This window comes from Methylotenera sp., from assembly GCF_029945535.1.
In the GTDB taxonomy this organism is placed as follows: domain Bacteria; phylum Pseudomonadota; class Gammaproteobacteria; order Burkholderiales; family Methylophilaceae; genus Methylotenera.
In genome coordinates, this window is record NZ_JAQSCU010000013.1 from 155,818 (window position 1) to 179,810 (window position 23,993).

Here is a 23,993-nt window from a genome sequence, read left to right on the forward strand (position 1 = left end):
CAGCTAGCAAAATCGCGCAGCTAACAAAATATAAGGTGTTTGAAATGAAATGTGAAATGGTAAATAAATTACTCAGTGGTAAACGCGGCTATTTGCTAGGTTTTGTGGCTTGTTTTGGCTTAGTCGGTTTGGCATTGGCGATACAAACGCACTATCAACTAAATCCTTGCCCGTTGTGCATATCTCAGCGCATGGTATTTATGGGTTTGGGCGTACTTTTTTTAATTGCAGCATTCATTAAACCTGCCACTATTCTTAGTAAGTTATTTACTTTATTACAGGTGCTAACGGCACTCGGTGGCGCTGGCGTGGCAATTAGACATTGGTGGTTACAAGCGCATCGCGATACGATGATTGCCGATTGCGGTGTTGGTTTCGACTATATGTTTGAGAATTTTCCATTACAAAAAGCGCTTAAATTGGTGTTTCGCGGAACAGGGGATTGCGCCTCAATCGATTGGACTTTTCTTGGCTTGAGCATACCGCAAATGGCACTTATCGCCTTTATTAGCATGGCTGTTTATGCTTTATATCTAGCCAAGCTAAACAAATAATAAAACCACACATAAAGAAACCTAAGTAAATGTATAAAACATTAGATAATTTTGTCGGCAATACCCCTTTAGTTAAACTGCAACGCATGGCTGGCAAGACCAGCAACACGATATTACTTAAGCTCGAAGGCAATAACCCTGCAGGCTCGGTAAAAGATAGGCCAGCTTACAGCATGATTGCTCGAGCTGAGGCACGCGGTGATATTAAACCTGGGGATACGCTAATTGAAGCGACCAGTGGCAACACGGGCATTGCGTTGGCGATGGTGGCGGCGATGCGCGGTTATAAAATGATATTAGTCATGCCAGATAACCAAAGCATGGAGCGCCGTCAAAGCATGAAAGCCTATGGCGCAGAGCTGATATTAACGCCTAAAGATGGCAGCATGGAACTTGCACGTGATGTGGCGATGAAGCTGCAAGCAGAGGGCGAGGGCATCGTATTAGATCAGTTTGGTAATAGTGATAATCCTCTAGCGCATTATGAAGGCACTGGTCCTGAGATTTGGCGCGATACTGGCGGTAAAGTGACGCATTTTGTATCGAGCATGGGCACCACAGGCACAATTATGGGCGTTTCGCGCTATTTAAAAGAGAAAAATCCAAATATCCAAATTGTTGGAGTACAGCCAGAGGACGGTAGCCAGATTCCAGGTATACGTAAGTGGCCGGTTGAGTATTTACCTGAGATTTACGAGGCTAACCGTGTAGATGAGTTGCGCTATGTGAATCAAAAAAATGCCGAAAATATCACTAGAAAGTTAGCTACTGAAGAGGGCGTATTCGCAGGAATCTCAAGTGGCGGTGCTTTATATACGGCGCTACAGCTTTCTAAAGAGCTAGAAAATGCAGTGATCGTCACTATTGTTTGCGATAGGGGCGATCGTTACTTATCTACAGGCGTGTTTCCTTCGTAAATATATCTTTCATCAATGCCTCCAGCTTAAATGTTTCGTCAGCTAGCCATTGTTTTTAGTGTATGCATCAGTTTGTTTTATCAGCAGGCTTATGCCATTAGTGCTATTCAAATTCAAGTCGGCGAGGTTGATGCACCTGCGGGTAAACTCAAGAATGCACAGTTTCAGGTAGATTTAAAAGGCACGAAACCGACGCTAAGCTTGAAAGCAGAAGTAAAGCCGACCAACGAAAAAGAGTTCATTCCCTTCAGCCTGCAATGTGCGCAATTCAATACTGAAAAAATTGGGCAAATAGATTGTTTGAATGGCAGTTTTATAGCCAAGCAAGTAAAGGCGCCATTTTCAGTAAATTTTGTGAGTTATCCTAACGATTTTGCAATCGACGTTGCCTTTAACTCAGCTAGTTTTAGTGATGAGTCAGGCTTGCATGCGGGTGAAAATCTCACTGGTCAAATTAAGCTTGCCGCAAAAAATATCAACAAAATTTGGCAATGGAACGGCCTGATTAGCTGGGACAAAGGCGAGTTGTTTTGGCAACCATTTTATTTTGGCAAAGCGGGTAATAGGTTTGAAGTTAACGGTACTTTTAAGCAGCCTATGCTGAATATTGAGAATGCTAGCTTACTGGTGAATGAGGTCGGTAAGATGAGCTCAAGTGTGCAAATTAACACTGATACTAAAGTGGTCGAGGATATTAAAGTCACCGCTAAAGACGTTGATTTTGCAGGGCTTTATGCCATATTTTTGAAGCCTATGGCTGAAAAATCTGTGTTTGGTAATTTGGAGGTATCGGGCAAAGCTGATTGGCAGTTCGAGATTAAAAATTTAGAACCGAGTAGTTTTGAGTTGAATCTGCGCGATGCCAATATTGAGGATAAAAACGGCAAGTTTGCTTTCAAACACATGAATGCGCATTTGCCATGGGATTACAACAACGCTAAAACTGTGAACATTGAATATGAAGGCGGACATTTGCTCAAAATGCCTTTGGGGGATACGAAGTTAAGTGCGGTGATTAACCGATATTCATTCACCACACCACAACTCACATTGCCGATTCTAGATGGCGCCCTAAACTTTACCGATTTATCTGCGGCGATGATTGCCGATAACTGGTATTGGCACGTAGGCATGAATGTTGCGCCAATTTCAATGAGTGAGTTTAGCAAGGCGCTGGGTTGGCCTATCATGCAAGGTAAAATTTCTGGTCACGTACCGCAATTGACCTATGCAGGTAAGCTGCTGGTGATGGATGGGGCGATGGTTTTTAATGTATTTGATGGCACTATTGGGATGGATAACCTTAAAATTGAGGATCCGCTAGGCGTGGTGCCAAGGTTGCAAGCAGATTTGCAGATGCGTGATTTAGATTTGGGTGATTTAACGCGCACCTTTAGCTTCGGCGATATTGAAGGTAAATTGGATGGTGACGTTAAAAGTATGGTGCTAGAAAACTGGAAGCCTGTTCGTTTAGATGCCTCCATCCAAACCAGCGAAGGCAAACATCTTAAAAAAATCTCGCAACGCGCGGTTGAAAATATTGCCGCTTTAGGTGGTGAAGGTACAGCAGCAGCTTTGCAGCGGACTTTTTTACGTTTCTTTAAAGAGTTTAATTACGAAAAAATAGGGTTAAGCTGCAAGTTGCGTCAAGATGTTTGCGAAATGGGTGGCGTTGAGTCAACCGCAACAGGGTATGTCATCGTTAAAGGTAAAGGTATACCAGCGGTGAATGTAAATGGTTATACACAAAGAATCAGTTTGTCTGATTTGTTAGGTAGAATAAAACGTATTACTGACGGTAATACCAAAGTGATAGTTAAGTAGTCATTATGAAGCAGTAATAGTGAAGTAGGTGCAAATGGTAGTGTTTTGCGCATTAATTAGGTTTATTTAGAATTGTGCTATCGAATAAGGAACAACAATGAAAAGTAATTTAAACAAAAGTATAAGTTTGTTAGCAGTCATTGCAGGCTTATCTGCCTGCGTGACTATCAATATTTACTTTCCCGCCGCAGCTGCAGAAAAAGCAGCCGATAAGATTATCGACGATGTCTGGCAACTCAAAGATGACGCGCAAACAACGACCAAGCCTACAGATGCTCCTATTGCTAAGTAGGTCGGGTTTCAACCCGACATGCACGACTCAAGTTGGATCTATACAGATTCACTTGGAAACGAACCGATAAAAAAGGAAATAACATGCAAAAACTAATGAATATCTTAATAGTGATGATGGCGATGTTTTTATCAAGCAGTTTGGCAAATGCTGTGCCAGATTTAGAGGTTAATACGCCTGCGATTTCGGCGATTAAAAACAGCATGCAAGCGCGCCACAATCAATTGGCGCCTCATTATGCCAGCGGTGCTATTGGTTTAACCAAAGATGGCATGATTGCAGTGCGTGATACCACCGCTGTGCCACTCAAGGATAGACAAGGCATTAATGCGCTAGTGGCTGCTGAGAATGCTGATCGCAATGCTTTGTACAAAGAAATCGCCGCAGGTAACGGTCACCCAGAGTGGCGTGGCGATATTCAAGGTACGTTTGCTGGCCGCTGGATAGATAAAGCGCAGAGCGGCTGGTATTATCAAAGCGACAGCGGTTGGGTGAAAAAATAGTCAATTTCTAGGCTGCTTAGACAGCCTTTATTTATTATAGTCAGTTTAGTTTTGATTGAAATAAGCTATTAATCTAATGTTATTTTCAGTTTAGACTTCATGATGACAGGCATACACTAAGCTTAACTTTGATAAGTTAATGGAGTGCAAAATGCCAAGTCATTCTTCAAGCATGCCAAGCAGTGTCTCAAATAACGTGATTAACTTTCCCTCTTTTGGTAAGGCTATTACCTTGGATGATCAAGGTGTTTACTATGCCATCAATACGCGAACGCAGGCTATCCACAGCATATTTCAATTGGTTTATCAGCATGATGATTGGTATTTATATCAGTTGGAGAGCGCCGAGAATGAAGATGAGACACGCTGGTCACTTTTGATAGGAAGTACAGATTACGTGCTTCATAGCATGACCTCCGCACAAATTAGGCAGCACTTTTCAAAGCCTGAATATGCCGAACCCAGAGGTGCATGGCAAGTGATTAAAAACTCAAAATTTGGTTTTGGTAAATTTACGCCAGTTCAAGCCGATGAGCCAGTACGTTACGCAATGCTAGCATTTGTAGACGGTGAAATGCTGACACCAATACTGATACATAAAGCTGAAGAGTCAGCAGAATCTGAACAAGCCCCAACATTAGACGCAGCAGAGTTTGCCTAAATAGTCACACGGGCTGGTTGCTCATTAGTTGTTGTATCGTGTATGCTTTTGGCATGACGCCTACCTTAGTATTTGATATCGAGACTATTCCTGATACGGATGGCCTGCGAGTTTTGTATAACCTGCCACCGGAAACTTCAGCAGACGATGTTGCCAATATCGCCTTGCATCAACGTCGCCAGCAAAATGGCACAGACTTTTTACCATTGCATCAACATCGCATCTGCGCCATTTCATGTGCCTTGCGTGAAGGTAATAACTTTAAAGTTTGGACACTTGGCGATGCAGATGCCACAGAAGCTGAAATCATCCAACGTTTCTTTGATGGTATCGATAAGTTCACCCCGCAAATCATCTCATGGAATGGCAGTGGCTTTGATTTGCCGGTGTTGCATTATCGCGGACTGATACACGGCATTAACGCCAGTCGCTATTGGGATTTGGGGGAAGACGACAAAGAATTCAAATGGAATAACTACATTAGCCGTTACCACATGCGCCATTTAGATTTAATGGATGTGATGGCGATGTACAACGCACGCGCTAATGCCCCCTTAGATGATTTAGCTAAGTTGTGCGGCTTCCCAGGTAAGCTGGGTATGGATGGTAGTAAAGTGTGGGATGCCTATAAAGCAGGCAAGATTGAAGAAATCCGCAATTACTGTGAGACGGACGTCGCCAATACGCACTTGGTATTTTTACGATTTCAACTCATGCGTGGAAATCTGACACAGGCAGCCTACGAAGCAGAGATTAAGCTTGTTCGTGAGACATTGACGAGTTACAGCGCACCGCATTGGACAGAGTTTCTAGCGGCTTGGTAGTACTCTTTTGTAGCTGCGGAGCTACTACATATATCATTGAGCTTTTAACAATGTGCCAATAATGCGTTAAAATCACACCTCACTCAGAAATACAGGCTTTCACATGGCACGTCACGCTAGAAATCGCAATAAACCTCCAGCCATCCTCGAAACAAAACATGCGACTATTGAGTCGCTAGACCAAGAGGGACGCGGTGTTGCGCATGTCGAAGGTAAAACTATTTTTATTGATGGCGCACTGCCGAATGAAAAAGTCACCTATCAATCCATCCGCATTAAACCGAGTTACGAAGTTGCTAATGTCGTCGAGATATTAAAACAATCCAATCAACGCGTGACACCTAAATGTCCGCATTTTGGATTGTGCGGCGGTTGTAAATTGCAGCATTTAGATTTTGCAGCGCAAGTGGCGGCAAAGCAGCGGTTACTTGAAAACGACTTATGGCATATCGGCAAAGTAAAGGCCGAGAACATGCTACCGCCTTTATATGGTCCTACCTGGGGCTACCGCCACAAAGCACGTTTAAGCGTTAAATATGTAGAAAAAAAAGAACGCGTATTGGTTGGTTTTAATGAAAAAGCCACACGATATGTGGCGGATATGAATTCATGCGAGGTATTAGTGCCAGAAGTTTCTGCACTGATAGCACCATTGCAGCATATGATTTTGCAATTAAGCATACGTGACAAGTTACCTCAAATTGAGCTGGCAGTTGGCGAAGCTGACTTAGAAGCAGGAAAAGATCACCCTGTAATCGTGCTGATCTTGCGCATTATGGATGCTCTAAACACTGATGATGAAATATTGTTAAAAGCTTTCGCAGATGTACATGCTGTCCAAATTTGGACACAGACTAAAGGCCCTGACACGATTAAGCCATTTTATCCATTGGCCGGATCCGTGCTTAAATACAGCTTGCCAGAGTTCGATTTAACTTACCCGTTCAAGCCTAATGAGTTCACGCAAGTGAACCCACAGATCAATCGAGTCATGTTACGCCGTGCCATGCAGTTATTAGCTCCGGAAGAAAATGAAAGAATCGCAGACTTCTTCTGCGGAATTGGCAATTTCACTTTACCAATTGCTCGCAGTGGTGCTAAGGTATTAGGCCTAGAAGGCTTAGCGAATTTAGTCGATAGAGCCAATGAAAGTGCAGCTCTAAATAGTATCGAACATGTGAAATTTGGCGTCGCCGATTTATTTAAAATGACGGAATCAAGCTTAGCTGAACTTGGCCATTTTGATAAATGGTTAGTAGACCCACCGCGCGATGGCGCTTTTGAATTAGTCAAAGCGATTACGCCTGAAACCGCACCAAAATTAATTGTTTACGTGTCATGTAACCCTGCCACACTTGCGCGTGATGCTGGGGTGTTAGTCAATGAAAAAGGCTACACCTTAGCTGCGGCAGGCGTCATTAATATGTTTCCGCATACGGCTCATGTTGAGTCTATTGCACTATTTACGCGCGGTATATAAAAACCTTAGTCCATAAAAACTTCAGCTGACATGCTTGTCTTGGTGAGTTAAGCGTTGTTGTAAAAAAGCAACGCTTAACTATTTTTGTATGCCTAGTTGATACACATCAAATTGCTTATCCATAGCGCCTCGTAAAATTCACACATCGAATCAATTTATTTTTATGTGGAGAGTTTTGAAATGAAAAAAACATTATTGGTGTTAGCACTTGCAGCTACTTTTGCACCTGCGTTAGCTCAAGCAGAAGCGGGTGATTGGGCTGTACGTTTACGCGCTGTAGATGTTGCACCTAATGAAAGCAGTGATTTGGGTAAGATTGCTAATGCAGCTGGCGTTGCGGTTTCGCCGAATGCGGAGTTAACTGTAGATAATAATGTTATTCCTGAGCTGGATATTTCTTATTATTTTACTAAAAATATTGCAGCTGAATTGATTTTGGCACTTGGTACACGCCATGATGTAAATATTGCTAACAATACTGGTGCATTAGGAAATCAAAACTTAGGTTCGGTGAATATGTTGCCTCCAACATTAACTGCTCAATGGCACTTTATGCCAGATCAAACTTTCGATCCTTATGTTGGTGCAGGTGTAAATTACACACATAGTTTTGATCATAACTTGACAGCAAGTGGAGTTGTTCCAATTAGAATTGATCGTAATATGTTTGGTTTCGTTGCCCAAGCTGGCTTTGATATAAACCTTAAAGATGGCTGGTTAATTAATGCTGATGTTAAGTACGTGACAATGAATACAGATGTAGAAGCACAACTTGCTCCTAACACATGGACAAAAATCGATGATTTAGATATTAACCCATGGGTATTCGGTATCGGTATCGGTAAAAAATTCTAAGAACAAGTATTAATACAAAGATTTTAAGGCTCCACCTTTGCCTCTATCGTTCTCGGTAGGGGCTTTTTTTATGTATTAAACTTTTATCATTAAATTTTACAAAGTGTAGACAAAAAAATAGCCGATAGGAAAATGCTATCGGATATTTATCATTAAAAAGTATTAGATGATTTTTGAGAAGCGTGCCCGATTACGGTCAGTCTGTAAGTATTTATCAAATAGCATGGCAATCGCTCGTACAAAGAACCAACCAGTATCGGTTACCTGTAAACTGCTATCATCCAGTTCTACCATGCCTATGGCTTGCTGCTCTTTTAATGGCGCTAGTTCATTTGCGAAGTAAGTTTTGAAGTCAATCACATAGGCAAGCTCAATCGATTCATATTGCAATGCGCCTTGGCACATAATGGCCATAATCACTGCACGGCGTATTAAATCGTCCCTAGATAGTGCTAATCCACGAACCACAGGGAAGCGACCTTGGTTTAGATAGTCATAATACTCTTCAATCGTTTTAGCATTCTGGCTATAAGTAGCCCCCACGCGACCTATTGCAGAAACGCCTAGGCTGATTAAATCACAATCTGGTTGCGTACTATAACCTTGGAAATTACGATGCAGTCTGCCTTGTCGTTTTGCGATGGCTAAATCATCATCTGGTAAGGCAAAGTGATCCATGCCAACATACACATACCCAGCCTCGATAAATGTTTTTAGGGCATTCGATAACATGGCGATTTTATCTTGCGCTGCAGGTAACTCATATTCGCTGATGCGTCGCTGTGGCTTGAACCTCTCTGGCAAGTGTGCGTAGCCGTATAACGCTATTCTATTAGGCCTAAGCTCAACGATTTGGTTTAAAGTGCGAGTAAATGACTCTGGCGTTTGCATTGGTAGCCCGTAGATTAAATCTACATTGATAGAATCAAATTTAAGACGGCGCGCGGCTTCAACTAGAGAAAATACCTGTTCTGCAGGCTGAATGCGATGCACAGCTTTTTGTACTTCTGGGTCAAAATCTTGCACGCCAAAACTTAAGCGGTTAAAGCCTAATTCGGCTAGATGCTTTAGGCGATGTTCGTTGACGGTGCGTGGATCAACTTCAATTGAATACTCACCGTTTGGCGTAAAAACAAAGTTGCGCTTCAGCATGTTCATCAGTTCAGTCAGCTCATCATCTGAGAAAAAAGTAGGTGTGCCGCCACCTAAATGCAATTGTGAAATGGTTTGTACTGAGCCTCTTTTACTACCTAAATGCTCCATATGCAAATCAATTTCGCGGTTTAGATAGCGTAAATATTCTGCGCTACGTTCATGATGTTTGGTCACGATTTTATTGCAAGCACAGAAAAAACAAAGGGATTCACAAAATGGAATATGCACATAAATCGATAGCGGTAGGGCAGCGCCAGCAACACTTCTTTGTTCCAGCGCTAATTTGTAAGCGTCTTCAGTAAAGGCCTCTACAAATCTATCCGCAGTAGGGTAAGACGTATAACGTGGGCCTGACACATCATATTTCTGCAACATATCTGTTGTCACGCCTGGCATGATATAACTAGTGTTTGCTGTCTGGTTCATACTCGTTATATTTTCAACAGGCTTAATTGAAATGTTATTTGCGCACATTATTCCACTCCTACAATCTAGTTCAGGCATAGAACTATGCCAGCTTTGTTTGAGTAACTCCTTGATGCAAATCAAACGATGACACGTGATATTTACGAAACCTTGCTTACTAGAAATATTGGCATGTTGATAAAATATAATTATCTTGAATTATCCCTAGTAACCAGATGGGATTGGCGCTATGCTTATGCTGCCACCTTAAGTTTTATCAAAATATGAATCTACCCATTACCCCAGAATCTGTAAAAGTCGCTTGCTCAAACTGTAACTTGCGTGAGCTGTGTATGCCTACCGGGTTTAATACCGATGACATGAAGAAGCTAGACGAAGTGGTCGCCACGCGTCGCAGAGTGAAGCAAGGTGAGATGCTTTTTAGTAATGGCGATGTATTCACCTCACTGTACGCGATTAGAACAGGTTTTTTCAAAACTTGTGTTTCAACTGAGGATGGTCGCGAACAAGTGACGGGTTTTCAAATGGCAGGTGAAATTATCGGCTTAGATGGCATTGTTACAGACCACCATAGCTGTAATGCTGTGGCCTTGGAAGATGCCGAAGTCTGTGTGATGCCTTTTGCCAACGTAGAAGATTTATCCCGCGAGTTTCCCTTATTGCAGCGCCATGTGCATAAAATTATGAGCCGCGAAATTGTGCGCGAAAATAGTGTGATGATGTTGCTCGGCAATATGCGCGCAGAAGAGCGCTTAGCCGCGTTTTTACTGAATTTAACACAACGCTTACATGCCCGTGGGTTCTCGCAGACAGAGTTGACGCTCAGAATGTCACGAGAGGAAATAGGCAGTTATCTTGGTATGAAACTAGAAACAGTTAGCCGCGCTTTTTCTAAATTTAGTGACGATGGCATCATTGAAGTGAAGCAACGTTATGTACGTATTTTAAATACTGACGCGCTCAAAAAGATATTCAACCCAGAAACCTGTAGTTAAAATCTTATTATTTCTAGCGTTATAAATATTGATAACGCTAGCTTCCAAATCCTAGAATGACTTTACAACACACACTTACCGTATCTGACCATAACCGTGATGTTAGCGGTATGAAGTATATCTACCCTGTCGTTTCTCGGCGCGCTGGCGGCGTTTCAATTGGTATTAATCTTAATGTCAATAATGCTTGTAACTGGCGCTGCGTCTATTGCCAAGTACCCAATCTTGCGCGCGGCACGCCGCTGCCAATTGAACTGGATCTATTGGAAAAAGAACTCAGATCTTTTTTGACCTATGCGCTGGATGGCGACTTTATGGAGCGCTATGTTGCTGAAGGTGATAGACATCTGAAAGACATTGCTTTTTCAGGCAATGGCGAGCCTACTAGCGCCAAAGAGTTTCCCGAAGTAGTGACATTGGTGGATAACGTCTTGAGAGACTTTAATTTGCTTGGTGAAATCGGCAATACCAAGCAAATAAATCCTATCAAAGTGAGGTTGATTACTAATGGTAGTTTGATGGATAAACAAGCTGTACTCGATAGTGTGAGCCACCTAGCCAAGTGTAATGGTGAGGTTTGGTTTAAGCTTGATGCGGGTACTAAAGAAGGTATTGCAAGAGTTAATGATGTGAATCTGAATCCAGAAAGTCATATTCAACGGCTTAAAAAGTGCGCGGCAGCGTGCCCAACTTTTATACAAACTTGCATGTTTGGATTAGATGGCGAGCCTCCAGCTGAGGCTGATGTTTTGGCTTATTTAGCGCTAATTAGCCAAGTTAAGGATGTTGTGCCGGGCGTCCATCTTTACGGACTTGCACGCCCGTCATACCAGGCTGAAGCTGAACGATTAAGCCGTTTATCAGAAGAGTGGCTGGAGGGCGTGGCGCAACGTATACGCCAGCTAGGTCTCACCGTATACGTAAGTCCATAGTTAGCGCGCGTCTGCTAGAAAACCGGCTACTGCACGTTTGAGCGGTGCAATACGATTTCCTAGGTGTAACGCGCCAGCTCTGAATAGTCGTGCTGGTGGGCTATTGCTGCTATAAATTTTAGCAATCGCATGAGTAGCAAGAAACAGTGGGCGCGTGTCACGTCTATGCTTTTGTTCATAGCGTAGAAGTAGTGTATCAGAGGCAAAGTCTTTGCCTGATGCTATTGCTGCTTTGATTTCAGCCGACAAAGTTGCAACGCCCTTTAAACCAAAGTTAAAGCCATGCGCAGTGACTGGGTGCATACCAACCGCAGCATCGCCTATTAACGCAAAGCGTTGCCCGATAAGGCGCTTGGAATATACCGTGACTAATGGATAAGCGTGTTTGGTTGAAACTAGGCGCATTGCACCAAGTCTATGCTTGAATCTGGCTGAGACTTCGCGGTTAAAATCTTCCTCATCCATTTTCATCAAAGGATTCATTTCATCCGGTGCTAGTGTAATCACCACAGACGAACGCGATCCATTCATAGGTAACAATGCCAAGGTTTGTCCGTAATCAAACCATTCCCATGCCGTATGTTCATGAGAAATAGGGTGTTCCATGACGCAGACCATCATAGTTTTACCGAAATCATGCATGTCAGCCGCGATACCCATTGTTCGACGGGTTTCGGAGAATCGGCTATCAGCACCTATTAATAATTTAGCTTGAATAACCTCGCCGTTATTCAGTGAAATTTGGGTGTTGTTTGGGTTAGTTTTGACGTTAGTGACTTCTACATCTGTTCTAAGACTGATGGCTGAGCCTGATTTAACTGCCTCGTATGCGGCTTTACGAATGAGGTGGTTTGAAACTAAATAGCCTAGTTCAGCTTTTTGCGTATCGCGGTGACCAATATCCATTGAAAATAATGAAGAGCCATTAAAAACACGTGCATCTCGCAAAGGTGAAACCGCATCAGGCGATATAAATGACCATATACCTAGCTCATGCATGAGTTGTGCTGAGTGATGCGTTAGCGCGATTTCGCGACCATCAAAAGCAGGAGAAGATAAGCTATGTTCAGATTGGCGTTCAATGACTATTGTTTGTAATCCTGAGTCAGCAAGCGACTTAGCAAAGCATAACCCAGCTGGACCAGCACCTATCACAACAACATCCACATTAGTCACCATGACAGGACTGGTTATTAGTTTTCTATTGGTTTCATGCCAGTTGCAGCATGGTTGCGTGCTTGCATTGCGGGCGCCATGCCATCATGCTCAGCGCTTAAGGTTTTATTGATTTCCATCCCTTTGCGATAGTAATCATCAATGACCGCATCAGGTCGTGTAATAGCTAGATATAAAGTAATGAAAGAGGCGATAACAACCACTAAAGGCCCTCCAATCACTAGCCAAACATAGCCATATTTCCACCAAGGTTTCGTATCTAATTTTTCCACAGCATATCCTTTATATTTAATTTAATGGCTTAAGTGATTACCTAGGCACTAGAAAAACAGATTTTTCAGTGACAATTTCTTTACTTTCAATAGCTTCAATTACAAATTGAATTTTATGCGAGCCAGACTCGGCGGCACCATCAGGCATTTTTAAAGCAACGATTACCCAGCGCGATTCTGTAGGTTTTACTATAAATGTATGATCATTTTCATTGGCTTGTTTGGTGTTTTCAGCAGATTCAGACTCTTTACTTATGGATTTATTTTTATCGCCTTGAGTTTCTTTAGTATCTTTCGCGTCTATTTCAAGACCTTTTAAGCCCGTTACATTGATACGATAATGCTGGGTTTCTTCCGTACCATTCATAATCTGCATGCGGTAGACATTTTCTAACATGCCATCATCGCTCAAGCGTCCTACCACAGCGTTGTCGCGCATGACATCAACTCTGAAAGGTGTTCGAAACCATAAGCTTGCTAACAAGCCAGTAATGAGTAGTAGAAGCACTGCGGAGTAAATGAGTACGCGCGGACGGAGTATGCGCTTAAACATTTGTTGATGAGACCAATTATTTGTTAGCGCATTTTGCGTAGAGTATTTTACTAAGCCGCGCTCATAGCCCATTTTATCCATTACGGTATCGCATACATCTGCACATGCACCACAACCTATGCATTCGTATTGCAAGCCATCTCGAATATCAATGCCAGTAGGACATACCTGCACACATAAGCTGCAATCAATACACGAGCCTAATGCTTTGGTGTTAACTTCAGCCTTACGTGAGCGACCACCACGAGGTTCGCCGCGTGCTTCATCATAGGTAACAATTAGCGTATCGTCATCAAACATGGCGCTTTGAAAGCGCGCATATGGACACATATATTTGCAGACTTGCTCGCGCATGAAGCCAGCATTGCCATAAGTTGCAAAACCGTAGAAGCAAACCCAAAACGTTTCCCATGGGCCTAAACTCACGTTGACCACCGAGTGTGCAAGCTCACGAATTGGCGTGAAGTAACCTACGAAGGTAAAGCCAGTCCACAATGCAAATGCAATCCAAGCAAAATGTTTAGCCACTTTTCTGCTGAGTTTTTTTGATGACATTCCTGCTGCATCAAGCTTCATGCGTGCCGCACGGTCACCTTCAATTTTTTTCTCTATCCAAAGAAATATTTCCGTATACACGGTTTGAGGGCAGGCATAGCCACACCATAAGCGACCAGCAATCGCAGTAAAGAGGAATAGAGATAGCGCTGAGATAATTAGAATTGCAGTGAGATAAATCAAATCTTGCGGATACAAGACTAATTTAAATATATAAAAGCGTTTGGCTTCAAGATCGAATAATAGCGCTTGGCGATTACCCCATTCTAACCAAGGCACGCCGTAAAAGAAGAGCTGAGTCAACCAGATCATGACCCAGCGCCATTGAGTGAAAAAACCTGAAACACTGCGAGGATAGATTTTATCTTCTGATTGGTACAAAGAAATCACGACTTCATTTAAAGGAATCGTTGCCTCTGTTGTTTTAACGCTTGGTGCTTTTTTCATGCATCCAACTTTCTAAAACTAGCTTAAATTGCTTTGTTTTTTACTACGCTGTATTGAAACTACACGGTATTAAAGGGGGTGCTTTAATACCGTTTGTTACTGTGCTTAATATCGCTAAGCTTATTTATTGTTTGAAAAACCCCAAACATAAGCCGCTAAAACATGAATCTGAGCTGGTGTGAATTTTTCTTTCCACGCTGGCATTTGGTTGACTTTACCTTCATTGATACGTTTGATAATGGATGCTTCACCTGCGCCATGCAGCCAAATATTGTCAGTCAGATTTGCTGATCCAATGTCTGTGTTGCCTTTACCTTCAGGGCCATGGCAGGCAGCGCAAGCTGCAAACTTATCTTTACCTAAACCTGCGCGACCAGAATCATAAATACTGCCAGATAGGCTAAGTACATAGTTAGCAACGTTTTTAACATCTTCTGGTGTGCCTACAGCTGCTGCCATTGGTGGCATCATACCGATACGGCCACCAGTGATGGTTTCTTCAATCTTAGCTGGACTACCACCGTGTAACCAGTCGTTGTCAGTTAGATTTGGAAAGCCACGGCTGCCTTTAGCATCTGAACCATGACACTGAGCGCAGTTGTTCATAAATATACGCTCGCCAATGGCTCTAGCTTCAGGGTTCTTTGCAAGGTCTTCGGTTTTCATCACGGCAAATTTGGCGTACATTGGTTCTAGCGCTTTGTTTGCTGCTGCAACTTCTTGCTCGTATTGTTTCGTTGCAGTCCAGCCTAATTTACCTGCAAAACTGCCTAAACCAGGATAAGCCGCAAGATAAAACAAGGCAAAGATTACAGTGAGAATAAACATCCCAACCCACCAGCGTGGTAATGGGTTGTTCATTTCACGAAGATCACCATCCCAAACATGATCACTGGTGTTATCAACGCCAGAAGTCGCGACTTTAATTCTGCTTGCAATCAATAGCATGATTACGCAAAAAAGTATGCCGCCTAGTGCAATCACTGTAATGAAAATGGGCCAAAAGCCACTAGTAAAATCACTCATTTTATTTTCCTTTATTCTTCAGTGTATGAAGTTTTATTAACTTTAATCTTCTTTAAAAGGCAGGTTAGCTGCCTCTTTAAAGTCTGAAGTATTTCGATTTCGCCAAACCCAGATGAGAATGCCAACAAATACAATAAAACTAATAATTGTCGCAGCAATGCGCAGTGTGGTTATATCCATTTTGGGTTCTTCCTTATATTGAGGTTACTTCAAGATATTTTGCTTATTTCAAGTGAATACCTAAAACTTGCAGGAATGCAACCAAAGCATCTTGTTCAGTTTTGCCTTTGACATCTTCTACAGCACTCGCAATTTGTGCGTCAGTGTAAGGTACGCCTACAGTGCGAAGCGCACGCATATGAGCTGGCATTGCATCCGCATCAACAAGCGTTTTTTCTAACCATGGATATGCTGGCATGATAGATTCAGGCACAAGATCACGTGGGTTATTCAAATGAATACGTTGCCAGTCATCACTATACTTACCACCAACACGTGCTAAGTCTGGACCTGTACGTTTACTACCCCATTGGAAAGGGTGGTCATACACTGATTCACCAGCTACTGAGTAGTGTCCATAGCGCAAAGTTTCAGCGCGGAACGGACGAATCATTTGTGAATGGCAGTTGTAGCAACCTTCACGCGTGTAGATGTCGCGACCAGCCAATTGCAATGCCGTGTATGGCTGTAGACCAGTGATAGGCTCTGTTGTTGATTTTTGAAAGAACAGTGGAACGATTTCCACTAAACCACCAAACGCCACTGTGAGCAAAATCAACACAATCATTAGAAAGTTATTGGTCTCAATTTTTTCGTGGCTAAAACCACTTTTTGTTTCACTGTTTTTATTTAAGTCAGACATGGTTTTTCCTTAAGCGTGAGCAGTAACAGCTGGAATGTTCACAACAGCAGCTTTACCGCTGCTTGCCGTTTTGAGTACATTCCACAACATAATCGTCATGCCGCTAAGGTAGAGTAAGCCACCTAGCGCACGAATCATGTAGTACGGATGTTTTGCTTTTACGCTTTCCACGAATGTGTATGTCAATGTGCCATCAGTGTTAATTGCACGCCACATTAAACCTTCCATCACGCCTGAAATCCAAAGTGATGAGATGTAAAGCACGATACCGATAGTCGCTAACCAGAAATGCAACTCAATGGCTTTAATGCTGTACATTTGTTTTTGACCAAACAAACGTGGAACCATGTAATAAAGCGCACCCATTGAGACTAAACCAACCCAGCCTAATGCGCCTGAGTGAACGTGACCAACTGTCCAGTCTGTGTAGTGTGAAAGTGAGTTGACCGTTTTAATCGCCATCATTGGACCTTCAAAGGTACTCATACCGTAGAAAGATAATGAAACAATTAAGAAGCGTAAGATAGGATCTGTACGCAATTTGTGCCATGCGCCAGACATTGTCATCATACCGTTAATCATACCGCCCCAACTTGGCGCCAACAGAATCAAGGAGAATGCCATACCTAGAGATTGAGTCCAGTCAGGTAATGCTGTGTAATGCAAGTGGTGAGGACCCGCCCACATGTAAGTGAAAATCAATGCCCAGAAATGCACGATAGACAAGCTATATGAGTACACAGGACGTTCAGCTTGTTTAGGTACAAAGTAATACATGATGCCTAAGAAACCCGCTGTAAGGAAGAAACCAACGGCATTGTGACCGTACCACCATTGCACCATCGCATCTTGCACGCCAGCGTATGCTGAGTAAGATTTCATGAAGCCAGCAGGAATTGCCGCGCTGTTTACAATGTGTAGCAAAGCAACTGTCAGGATAAATGCACCAAAGAACCAGTTGGCGACATAAATATGTTTCACTTTACGTGTACCAATCGTACCAAAGAACACAATCGCGTAAGACACCCAAACGATGGCAATCAAAATGTCGATAGGCCATTCTAGTTCAGCGTACTCTTTACCTTGCGTGTAACCCAACGGTAGTGAAATTGCCGCAGCTACAATCACTAATTGCCAGCCCCAGAATGTAAAAGATGCCAACTTAGGCATAAACAGCTTAGTTTGACACGTGCGTTGTACTACATAGTAAGAAGTGGCAAACAATGTACAGCCACCAAATGCAAAAATGACCGCGTTGGTATGTAGTGGACGCAAACGCCCAAAACTGGTCCAAGGTAAGCCTAGATTAAGTTCTGGCCAGACAAGTTGTGAGGCGATGATAACGCCCATTAACATGCCAAAAACGCCCCAAACTACGGCCATGATTGAAAATTGCCGTATGACGCCATCTTCATACGTAATTGCTTGAGTTTTAAGGTCTTGCATTTGTTTCCCCTATAGCACTTATTGATAATTCTTTGTGAGTTTCACACGTGACATTTTGTCGCACATTCCAGTAAATCTAATTGATTTATGTCAATTAGATTGAAATTGAGCTTAGTTTCTAAAAGGTCGATATTCTAGCCCTGTTGGATGTTCTTAGCTAGAATTAGTTGCTTGATAACGTAGAAGATTTTTGAATTTAAGCCCAAGTAAAACTGTTACAAATAGATACAATTTTCACTGCAAAGTTTCAGTGATTTTTTAAATTAAGTATAATTTGTTTAAAGCCACTAAAAACTGACGGTTTATATTGAGGCTGCTTAAGAATTGCTACGATATGTACTTAAAAAATAAAAACTATTTGTTCATTAGCATTCTGCTAAGTTTTGCTTTTAGGCGTTGTGCTGTAAAAGCCAAGCTAGCTCATCATAATACTGCTTGATAATAATGCTAAGCTTAAATATTCATTTAGCCTAAGCATCTAAGAAGCGCATAATCTAGTAAACTTCGATGCTATGAAGGCATTGAAAGTTTTAGCGCAGTTTTGTTTGATTTTACTAATGTTGAGTACAGGCTCCTGTACTCAACAAAATTCGTCCACTTCTTCACATGAAATTGTATTTGCCATTGGGCAAATGCCTCTTAACTTAGATCCGCGTTATGCCACAGACGCCGCTTCGGAGCGCGTGAACCGATTGGTGTATCAAAGCTTGGTAGATTTTGATACGCAATCAAAGCCGGTCGCCAGCTTGTCTACTTGGGTAGAGCTCAGTCCGACAGTGTTCCGATTTGCTTTGAATAAAAATCGCGCATCGTTTCATAATCAAATGCCGCTGACAGCCAATGACGTAAAAGCCACTTACGATTCATTAGCCACTTTAAAAGACTCGCCCAATACTGCTGAGTTTGCCAATATTAAAAATATTACGGTCATTGATAATGACACAGTTGAGTTTCAGCTGAATCAAGCAGATAAGCACTTCTCAGCTAAACTCATTATAGGAATTTTGCCAGCCAAACTCATTGCCGAAAGTTATGACTTTTCGCATTCGCCTATGGGCAATGGCCCTTTAAAATTTATCGCTTGGCAGAATAAATTAACTTTGCAACGTGTCAACGATGGTCAACGCATCAGTTTGATAGAAGTAAAAGACCCAACTGTACGTGTGTTAAAGCTGCTGCATGGTGAAGTCGATTTGTTACAAGGTGAGTTGCCGCCAGAGCTAGTGAAGTATCTGCAAACTAAGCCCGATGTAATTGTGAAAACTGGCATAGGTGCTAATTTTTCTTATCTGGGTTTAAATTTTCAAGACCCAGTATTGCAAAAGCTTAAAGTCAGGCAAGCCATCTCGCATGCCATAGACCGTAAGCAAATCATAGCAAAAGCCATGATTCAACATAGCCGTGAAGCGGACATGATTTTGCCTCCCGAACATTACACGAATCAACTCCATGCAGATTTAACGCTCAATGACTACAACCCAGTTTTAGCAAAGCAGCTTTTGCAAGAAGCTGGTGTTAAGTTGCCACTTAAACTTGTTTATAAAACCTCAACAGATGCACAGCGGGTGCGCTTCGCTACTATATTACAAGCTCAAATGGCGAAGGCAGGCATAGACCTTGAAATCCGCAGCTTAGACTGGGGTACATTCTTTGAAGACGTAAAACAAGGCAACTTTCAATTGTACGGTCTCACCTGGGTCGGCATTAAAACGCCTGAAATTTATTTAAAAGCTTTTGGCACACACAGCGTTCCTCCGAATGGCTTTAACCGTGGCAGATACGCAGATGCTGAACTAGATAAACAGCTTGCTGAAGAAAACTGGCAAGCGGCAACAACGCGTATTCGTCAACAGTTACCTTATGTACCATTGTGGTACGAAGGGCAGTTTGCCGCCATGAGTAAAAGCATCACCAATTACAACGCAAAACCTGATGGAAATTGGGATGATTTGGGTACAATTAGCTATGCGCATTGAAATCTCCATATCCAATCAAACTCTCACGCTTTTCGATAACTTCGGCGGAGTAAAGGCTAAATACAATGTATCTACTGCGGCGAATGGCGCTGGGTGCGAGAAAAATAGTGGCTGTACACCATTAGGGCAACATATTATCCGCGCTAAGATTGGTGCGGGGGCGGCAGAAAATACGGTGTTTGTTGGGCGTAGACCTACGGGTGAAATCTGTACGCCAGAGTTAATGGCGGAGTTTCCAAATAGAGATTTGATTTTGACGCGTATTTTGTGGCTTTCTGGCACTGAAGTTGGATTTAATCGGCTTGGCAATGTAGATACCATGCAACGCTATATTTACATTCATGGCACACCAGATAGCACAGAGCTTGGCAAGATTGGCTCGCATGGCTGTGTGCGCATGCGTAATGCGGAGATGATTGAGTTGTTTGATTTGGTTGATGTTGGTACGTCTGTGGTGATTTCGGAATGAGTTGCCAATCCAAGCCCGTCATTCTGAATGAAGTGAAGAATCCAGTTTTTTCTGACCAAATTGCTGGAACCTTCGCTATGCTCAGGATGACAGTTAAGTGTGTGATGGCAAGTTAGGATGGTTTTGTGTTCTTAATTAAAAAGCTATCAAGCTTTGCTACCGTCATTTTTGGCGTGTTGCTACTTACTTTTCTACTGATTCATCTTGTACCAGGTGACCCAGTGGAAGTCATGCTAGGCGAATCCGCCAGTAGCGCTGACCGCAACCAATTACGTGCTGACTTGGGGCTAGATCAGCCGCTTATCCAGCAGTTTGGGGCCTATCTGGCTAAGCTGTCGCAGGGCGATTTAGGTAAGTCTATACACACAAAAACGCCGATTATCGAAATGATGAAAACGCGTTATCCAGCCACCGTAAAATTGGCGTTGTTATCCTTGATTATTGGCATCGCTTTAGGTGTGCCTATGGGTGTTTATGCGGCTTTAAAAGTGAATCATTGGCAAGATATTGTAGTGACTTTGGTGAGCGTGCGTTTATCGGCTATGCCAGCTTTTTGGTTAGGACCTATGTTGATGCTGATATTCGCCGTATGGTTAGGCTGGCTGCCTGTCAGTGGCATGGAGTCTGGCGCTTCGATTATTCTACCTGCGTTAACTTTAGGTTTTGGGTTAAGCGCGATACTCACGCGTATGACGCGCACCAGTCTGCTGGAAGTACTGAATGACGATTATATTCGCACCGCCCGCGCCAAAGGTTTAACTGAGCAGGCAGTGATTTTACGCCATGCTTTACGTGCCGCTTTATTGCCGATTATCACGATTGTTGGTTTGCAAATGGGTAGTTTGTTAGCTGGCACAGTAATTACCGAAACTATTTTTAGCTGGGATGGCATTGGTCGCTTGCTTGTGGAAAGTATTGAGAAGCGTGATTACCCCGTAACGCAGGCTTGTGTGCTGATTGTCGCTTTGAGTTATGTCTTGGTGAATTTAGTCACAGATGTTTTATATAGATTTGCTGACCCTAGAGTTAGAGTCAGCGCGTAAATTTTGCTTGATGATTAAATGAAAAAATTCGCCTCTTCTATTTTGATTTTCTGGCTAGCCGCCGTTGTTCTTGGGCGCTTGTTGCAGCTTAACCCAAATCAGATTGACTTGAGTGGCATTCTCAGTTCGCCGAGCTTTTCTTACTTATTGGGAGCAGATGATTTAGGCCGTAGTATTCTGGCACGTCTTTTACGTGGTGTTGAAGTTTCGTTTATGGTTTCCATCATCGTTACAGTCATCACCATGTTGGTTGGCGTGTGTATAGGTTTACTAGCAGGTTTCTATGGCGGCAAGATAGACCGTGTATTGATGCAGATTACCGATGTTTTTTTAGCCTTCCCAGGTATTTTGCTAGCAATCGCATTCGCGGCGGTACTCGGCCCAGGCTTGATAAATTTGATGATCGCTTTAAGCATTACTGGTTGGGTGAGCTACGCAAGACTCACGCGCGGACAAGCACTTGGGCTGCGAAATCGTCAGCATGTATTGGCTGCGGAATCGTTAGGGGCCTCTGTACCTCGCATGATATTTAGGCATATATTGCCCTTGCTCACATCAATACTGGTCGTAGAAGCAACTTATAGTTTGGCTAGTGTGATGATTGCCGAGGCCAGCCTGTCTTTTCTTGGCTTAGGCATACAAGCGCCGAATGCCTCCTGGGGCGCCATGCTACGCGATGGTGTGCGATACATGCTAATCGCGCCGCATTACGTGTTAATTGTAGGATTAAGCTTGATGAGTTTGATTTTAGCGATTAACCTAGGCGGCGATTATTTACGTGATAAGTTAGACGTAAGAACAGAAACCTAAATTTGTAGGTCGGGTTTTAACCCGACCTACAGAGTTGTTGAAAATAGATTTTAAAGGGTGAAATATGTCATTAGGTCCTATTATGTTGGATGTGGTTGGTACAACGCTCACGGCAGAAGATATACGCCGTTTGCAGCATCCATTGGTGGGTGGTGTTATTTTATTTAAACGTAACTATGAAAATAACGCGCAATTAGATGCCCTGACAGCAAGCATTCATGCGGTTCGCCAGCCACCGCTTTTAATTGCGGTGGATCATGAAGGTGGCCGCGTACAACGCTTTAGAGATGGATTTACTAAAATTCCAGCTATGCGTGAGTTTGGTAAGATTTGGGACACCAATCCGAAAAAAGCGAAAGAGTTAGCAGTAGAAGCAGGCTGGATTTTAGCGGCAGAATTACGTGCGCACGGCATTGATTTCAGTTTTACGCCAGTACTTGATATGGACTATGGCGATAGCTTAGTCATTGGCGATAGAGCGTTTCACCTTAAGCCACAGGCTATTAATGATTTAGCTTTTTCACTGATGCAAGGTCTTAAAAAAGGTGGTATGGCAGCAGTGGGTAAGCACTTTCCAGGGCATGGCTTTGTGGTGGCAGATTCACATGTGAGCATGCCTGTAGATGACCGCGAGTTTGACCAAATCGCACAAAATGATATGCAGCCTTTCAGAATGCTGATTGACGATGGTATTCAAGCAATTATGCCAGCGCATGTCATTTACTCTAAGGTGGATGATAAGCCAGCTGGATTCTCACCACGTTGGTTGCAAAAAATCTTAAGAGCGCGCCTCGGTTTTAACGGCGTGATTTTTAGCGATGATTTAAGTATGGAGGCAGCAACTGCGGGTGGCGATGTGACCACGCGTGCTTTAGCCGCTTTAAATGCTGGCTGCGATATGGTGTTGCTATGCAATCAGCCAGCCATGGCAGACGAGCTGCTGGCGAATCTCAAATGGACGATTTCCGCGCAAAGCATTGCAAGGCTAGCGCGCATGCATGGACAAAGAAATCCGCTCAGTTTAGATCAATTGCACGAAAGTGCGGACTTCGTAAAAGCTGTGCATCAAGTGGCCTTAGTTGGGAAATCTGAAGGTGAGTTGTTTGTCTAGGTAAGCTTCATCATCATTAATTTGTAACAATTTATCACTTGAAACTTATTGGCTTAAACGCTATCTTAGTAAGCAGTGTCTTAATAAACACTATCTTAATAAACTTAGTAATTAAGTTTTTATTACTTAAAGGAATTCACAATGTTTGACAATACACCGGTTCTAGGTCGTTCAGAATCAGCACAACTGGCTACTAATAAAGTGTTGCGTAACACCTATGCAATGCTGAGCTTAACCATGATCCCAACCGTGATTGGTGCTTTTATTGGTATGGGCATTGATTTTAGTGTTATAGCCTTGCACCCATTTATGGCATTTGGCGCATTTATGGCAGTGACTATTGGCATGCAAATGGCGATCACCGCTAATCGCAACAGTGGCTTAGGTATTGTCTTGCTTTTGGTTTACACATTCCTGTTGGGTGTGATGTTAGGCCCATTACTGCAACATGCATTGCATTTACGTAACGGCGGCCAGTTAGTAGGTTTGGCGGCAGCAGGTACAGGTATTATCTTTTTGACATTAGCTGGTATCGCCAGCTCTACTAAGAGAGATTTCAGTTTCTTAGGTAAGTTTTTGGTGATAGGTGTAGTGGTCGTGTTTTTAGCGATTATTGCTAACCTATTTTTACATATTCCAGCATTATCACTCACTATTTCAGCGGTATTTATTCTTATTTCATCAGGATTCATTTTGTATGAAGTGAACCAAATCGTACGCGGTGGTGAGACTAACTACGTGATGGCAACCCTGTCACTGTTTATTAGCATCTACAATATATTTAGTAATTTATTGAGCATCTTGATGTCTTTTGGTAGTAACGACTAGG

General features: G+C 42.8%; 25 protein-coding genes. 17 read left to right on the forward strand and 8 right to left on the reverse strand.

Annotated elements, in window-relative coordinates; genetic code table 11:
- Positions 1-44 precede the first annotated feature (44 nt).
- From PSU72_RS08545 to PSU72_RS08585, 9 genes are all read left to right on the forward strand, one after another.
- Positions 45-554 (forward strand): disulfide bond formation protein B, encoded by a 510-nt coding sequence (locus tag PSU72_RS08545; RefSeq protein ID WP_300431905.1) that lies wholly within the window; start codon positions 45-47, stop codon positions 552-554.
- A 29-nt stretch (positions 555-583) separates the two neighbouring features.
- Entirely contained in the window at positions 584-1,471 is an 888-nt protein-coding gene (cysM, locus tag PSU72_RS08550) for a cysteine synthase CysM (RefSeq protein WP_300431906.1), read from the forward strand.
- A gap of 30 nt (positions 1,472-1,501) precedes the next feature.
- Complete coding sequence (locus tag PSU72_RS08555) at positions 1,502-3,295, forward strand: hypothetical protein (RefSeq protein WP_300431907.1); 1,794 nt, start codon at positions 1,502-1,504, stop codon at positions 3,293-3,295.
- Positions 3,296-3,392: 97 nt separating this feature from the next.
- Positions 3,393-3,587: a hypothetical protein gene (locus tag PSU72_RS08560; protein WP_300431908.1), complete on the forward strand. Its 195-nt coding sequence runs from the start codon at positions 3,393-3,395 to the stop codon at positions 3,585-3,587.
- Between the two features lie 83 nt (positions 3,588-3,670).
- Positions 3,671-4,090 carry a YdbL family protein gene (locus PSU72_RS08565; protein ID WP_300431909.1) on the forward strand — a complete coding sequence of 140 codons (420 nt, stop codon included), beginning with the start codon at positions 3,671-3,673 and terminating at the stop codon, positions 4,088-4,090.
- 151 nt (positions 4,091-4,241) lie between these two features.
- Positions 4,242-4,751 carry a hypothetical protein gene (locus tag PSU72_RS08570; RefSeq protein ID WP_300431910.1) on the forward strand — a complete coding sequence of 170 codons (510 nt, stop codon included), beginning with the start codon at positions 4,242-4,244 and terminating at the stop codon, positions 4,749-4,751.
- A 53-nt stretch (positions 4,752-4,804) separates the two neighbouring features.
- The gene (locus PSU72_RS08575; RefSeq protein WP_300431911.1) at positions 4,805-5,575 is read left to right on the forward strand and encodes a 3'-5' exonuclease; all 771 of its coding nucleotides are present in this window, start codon (positions 4,805-4,807) and stop codon (positions 5,573-5,575) included.
- 103 nt (positions 5,576-5,678) lie between these two features.
- Positions 5,679-7,055 (forward strand): 23S rRNA (uracil(1939)-C(5))-methyltransferase RlmD, encoded by a 1,377-nt coding sequence (gene rlmD / locus PSU72_RS08580; protein ID WP_300431912.1) that lies wholly within the window; start codon positions 5,679-5,681, stop codon positions 7,053-7,055.
- A gap of 180 nt (positions 7,056-7,235) precedes the next feature.
- Positions 7,236-7,910 carry an OmpW family outer membrane protein gene (locus PSU72_RS08585; protein ID WP_300431913.1) on the forward strand — a complete coding sequence of 225 codons (675 nt, stop codon included), beginning with the start codon at positions 7,236-7,238 and terminating at the stop codon, positions 7,908-7,910.
- A 162-nt stretch (positions 7,911-8,072) separates the two neighbouring features.
- On the opposite strand, the gene hemN is transcribed toward PSU72_RS08585, so the two are convergent.
- A complete protein-coding gene (gene hemN, locus PSU72_RS08590) occupies positions 8,073-9,539 on the reverse strand; it encodes an oxygen-independent coproporphyrinogen III oxidase (protein ID WP_300431915.1) in 1,467 nt (488 codons plus the stop codon).
- A 215-nt stretch (positions 9,540-9,754) separates the two neighbouring features.
- On the opposite strand from hemN, the gene fnr reads away from it, so the two are divergent.
- Entirely contained in the window at positions 9,755-10,486 is a 732-nt protein-coding gene (fnr, locus tag PSU72_RS08595) for a fumarate/nitrate reduction transcriptional regulator Fnr (RefSeq protein ID WP_300431916.1), read from the forward strand.
- Positions 10,487-10,542: 56 nt separating this feature from the next.
- Positions 10,543-11,418 (forward strand): radical SAM protein, encoded by an 876-nt coding sequence (locus PSU72_RS08600; RefSeq protein WP_300431917.1) that lies wholly within the window; start codon positions 10,543-10,545, stop codon positions 11,416-11,418.
- Here the strand turns inward: PSU72_RS08600 and ubiM are convergent, their stop codons facing one another.
- From ubiM to ccoN, 7 genes are all read right to left on the reverse strand, one after another.
- Positions 11,419-12,597 (reverse strand): 5-demethoxyubiquinol-8 5-hydroxylase UbiM, encoded by a 1,179-nt coding sequence (ubiM, locus tag PSU72_RS08605; RefSeq protein WP_300431919.1) that lies wholly within the window; start codon positions 12,595-12,597, stop codon positions 11,419-11,421.
- 14 nt (positions 12,598-12,611) lie between these two features.
- Positions 12,612-12,866: a FixH family protein gene (locus tag PSU72_RS08610; protein ID WP_300431920.1), complete on the reverse strand. Its 255-nt coding sequence runs from the start codon at positions 12,864-12,866 to the stop codon at positions 12,612-12,614.
- A 37-nt stretch (positions 12,867-12,903) separates the two neighbouring features.
- Positions 12,904-14,421 (reverse strand): cytochrome c oxidase accessory protein CcoG, encoded by a 1,518-nt coding sequence (gene ccoG, locus PSU72_RS08615; RefSeq protein ID WP_300431922.1) that lies wholly within the window; start codon positions 14,419-14,421, stop codon positions 12,904-12,906.
- 120 nt (positions 14,422-14,541) lie between these two features.
- Positions 14,542-15,447, reverse strand: a complete 906-nt coding sequence (gene ccoP / locus PSU72_RS08620) for a cytochrome-c oxidase, cbb3-type subunit III (RefSeq protein ID WP_300431924.1) — start codon at positions 15,445-15,447, stop codon at positions 14,542-14,544.
- A 42-nt stretch (positions 15,448-15,489) separates the two neighbouring features.
- Complete coding sequence (locus PSU72_RS08625; RefSeq protein ID WP_013148599.1) at positions 15,490-15,627, reverse strand: cbb3-type cytochrome c oxidase subunit 3; 138 nt, start codon at positions 15,625-15,627, stop codon at positions 15,490-15,492.
- Positions 15,628-15,670: 43 nt separating this feature from the next.
- Complete coding sequence (gene ccoO / locus PSU72_RS08630; protein WP_300431925.1) at positions 15,671-16,309, reverse strand: cytochrome-c oxidase, cbb3-type subunit II; 639 nt, start codon at positions 16,307-16,309, stop codon at positions 15,671-15,673.
- Positions 16,310-16,318: 9 nt separating this feature from the next.
- A complete protein-coding gene (gene ccoN, locus PSU72_RS08635; protein ID WP_300431927.1) occupies positions 16,319-17,755 on the reverse strand; it encodes a cytochrome-c oxidase, cbb3-type subunit I in 1,437 nt (478 codons plus the stop codon).
- 557 nt (positions 17,756-18,312) lie between these two features.
- On the opposite strand from ccoN, the gene PSU72_RS08640 reads away from it, so the two are divergent.
- The 6 genes from PSU72_RS08640 (at position 18,313) to PSU72_RS08665 (ending at position 23,992) form a co-directional block, all read left to right on the forward strand.
- Positions 18,313-19,731 (forward strand): ABC transporter substrate-binding protein, encoded by a 1,419-nt coding sequence (locus tag PSU72_RS08640; RefSeq protein WP_300431928.1) that lies wholly within the window; start codon positions 18,313-18,315, stop codon positions 19,729-19,731.
- On the forward strand, positions 19,721-20,200 hold the full coding sequence (locus tag PSU72_RS08645) for a L,D-transpeptidase (RefSeq protein WP_300432510.1): 480 nt from the start codon (positions 19,721-19,723) through the stop codon (positions 20,198-20,200). The genes PSU72_RS08640 and PSU72_RS08645 overlap by 11 nt, the downstream gene beginning before the upstream one ends.
- 125 nt (positions 20,201-20,325) lie before the next feature.
- Positions 20,326-21,243: a nickel ABC transporter permease gene (gene nikB / locus PSU72_RS08650; protein WP_300431929.1), complete on the forward strand. Its 918-nt coding sequence runs from the start codon at positions 20,326-20,328 to the stop codon at positions 21,241-21,243.
- A gap of 18 nt (positions 21,244-21,261) precedes the next feature.
- A complete protein-coding gene (locus PSU72_RS08655; RefSeq protein ID WP_300431931.1) occupies positions 21,262-22,053 on the forward strand; it encodes an ABC transporter permease in 792 nt (263 codons plus the stop codon).
- A gap of 64 nt (positions 22,054-22,117) precedes the next feature.
- Complete coding sequence (gene nagZ, locus PSU72_RS08660) at positions 22,118-23,164, forward strand: beta-N-acetylhexosaminidase (protein ID WP_300431933.1); 1,047 nt, start codon at positions 22,118-22,120, stop codon at positions 23,162-23,164.
- A gap of 141 nt (positions 23,165-23,305) precedes the next feature.
- Positions 23,306-23,992, forward strand: a complete 687-nt coding sequence (locus PSU72_RS08665; RefSeq protein ID WP_300431935.1) for a Bax inhibitor-1/YccA family protein — start codon at positions 23,306-23,308, stop codon at positions 23,990-23,992.
- Position 23,993 lies beyond the last annotated feature (1 nt).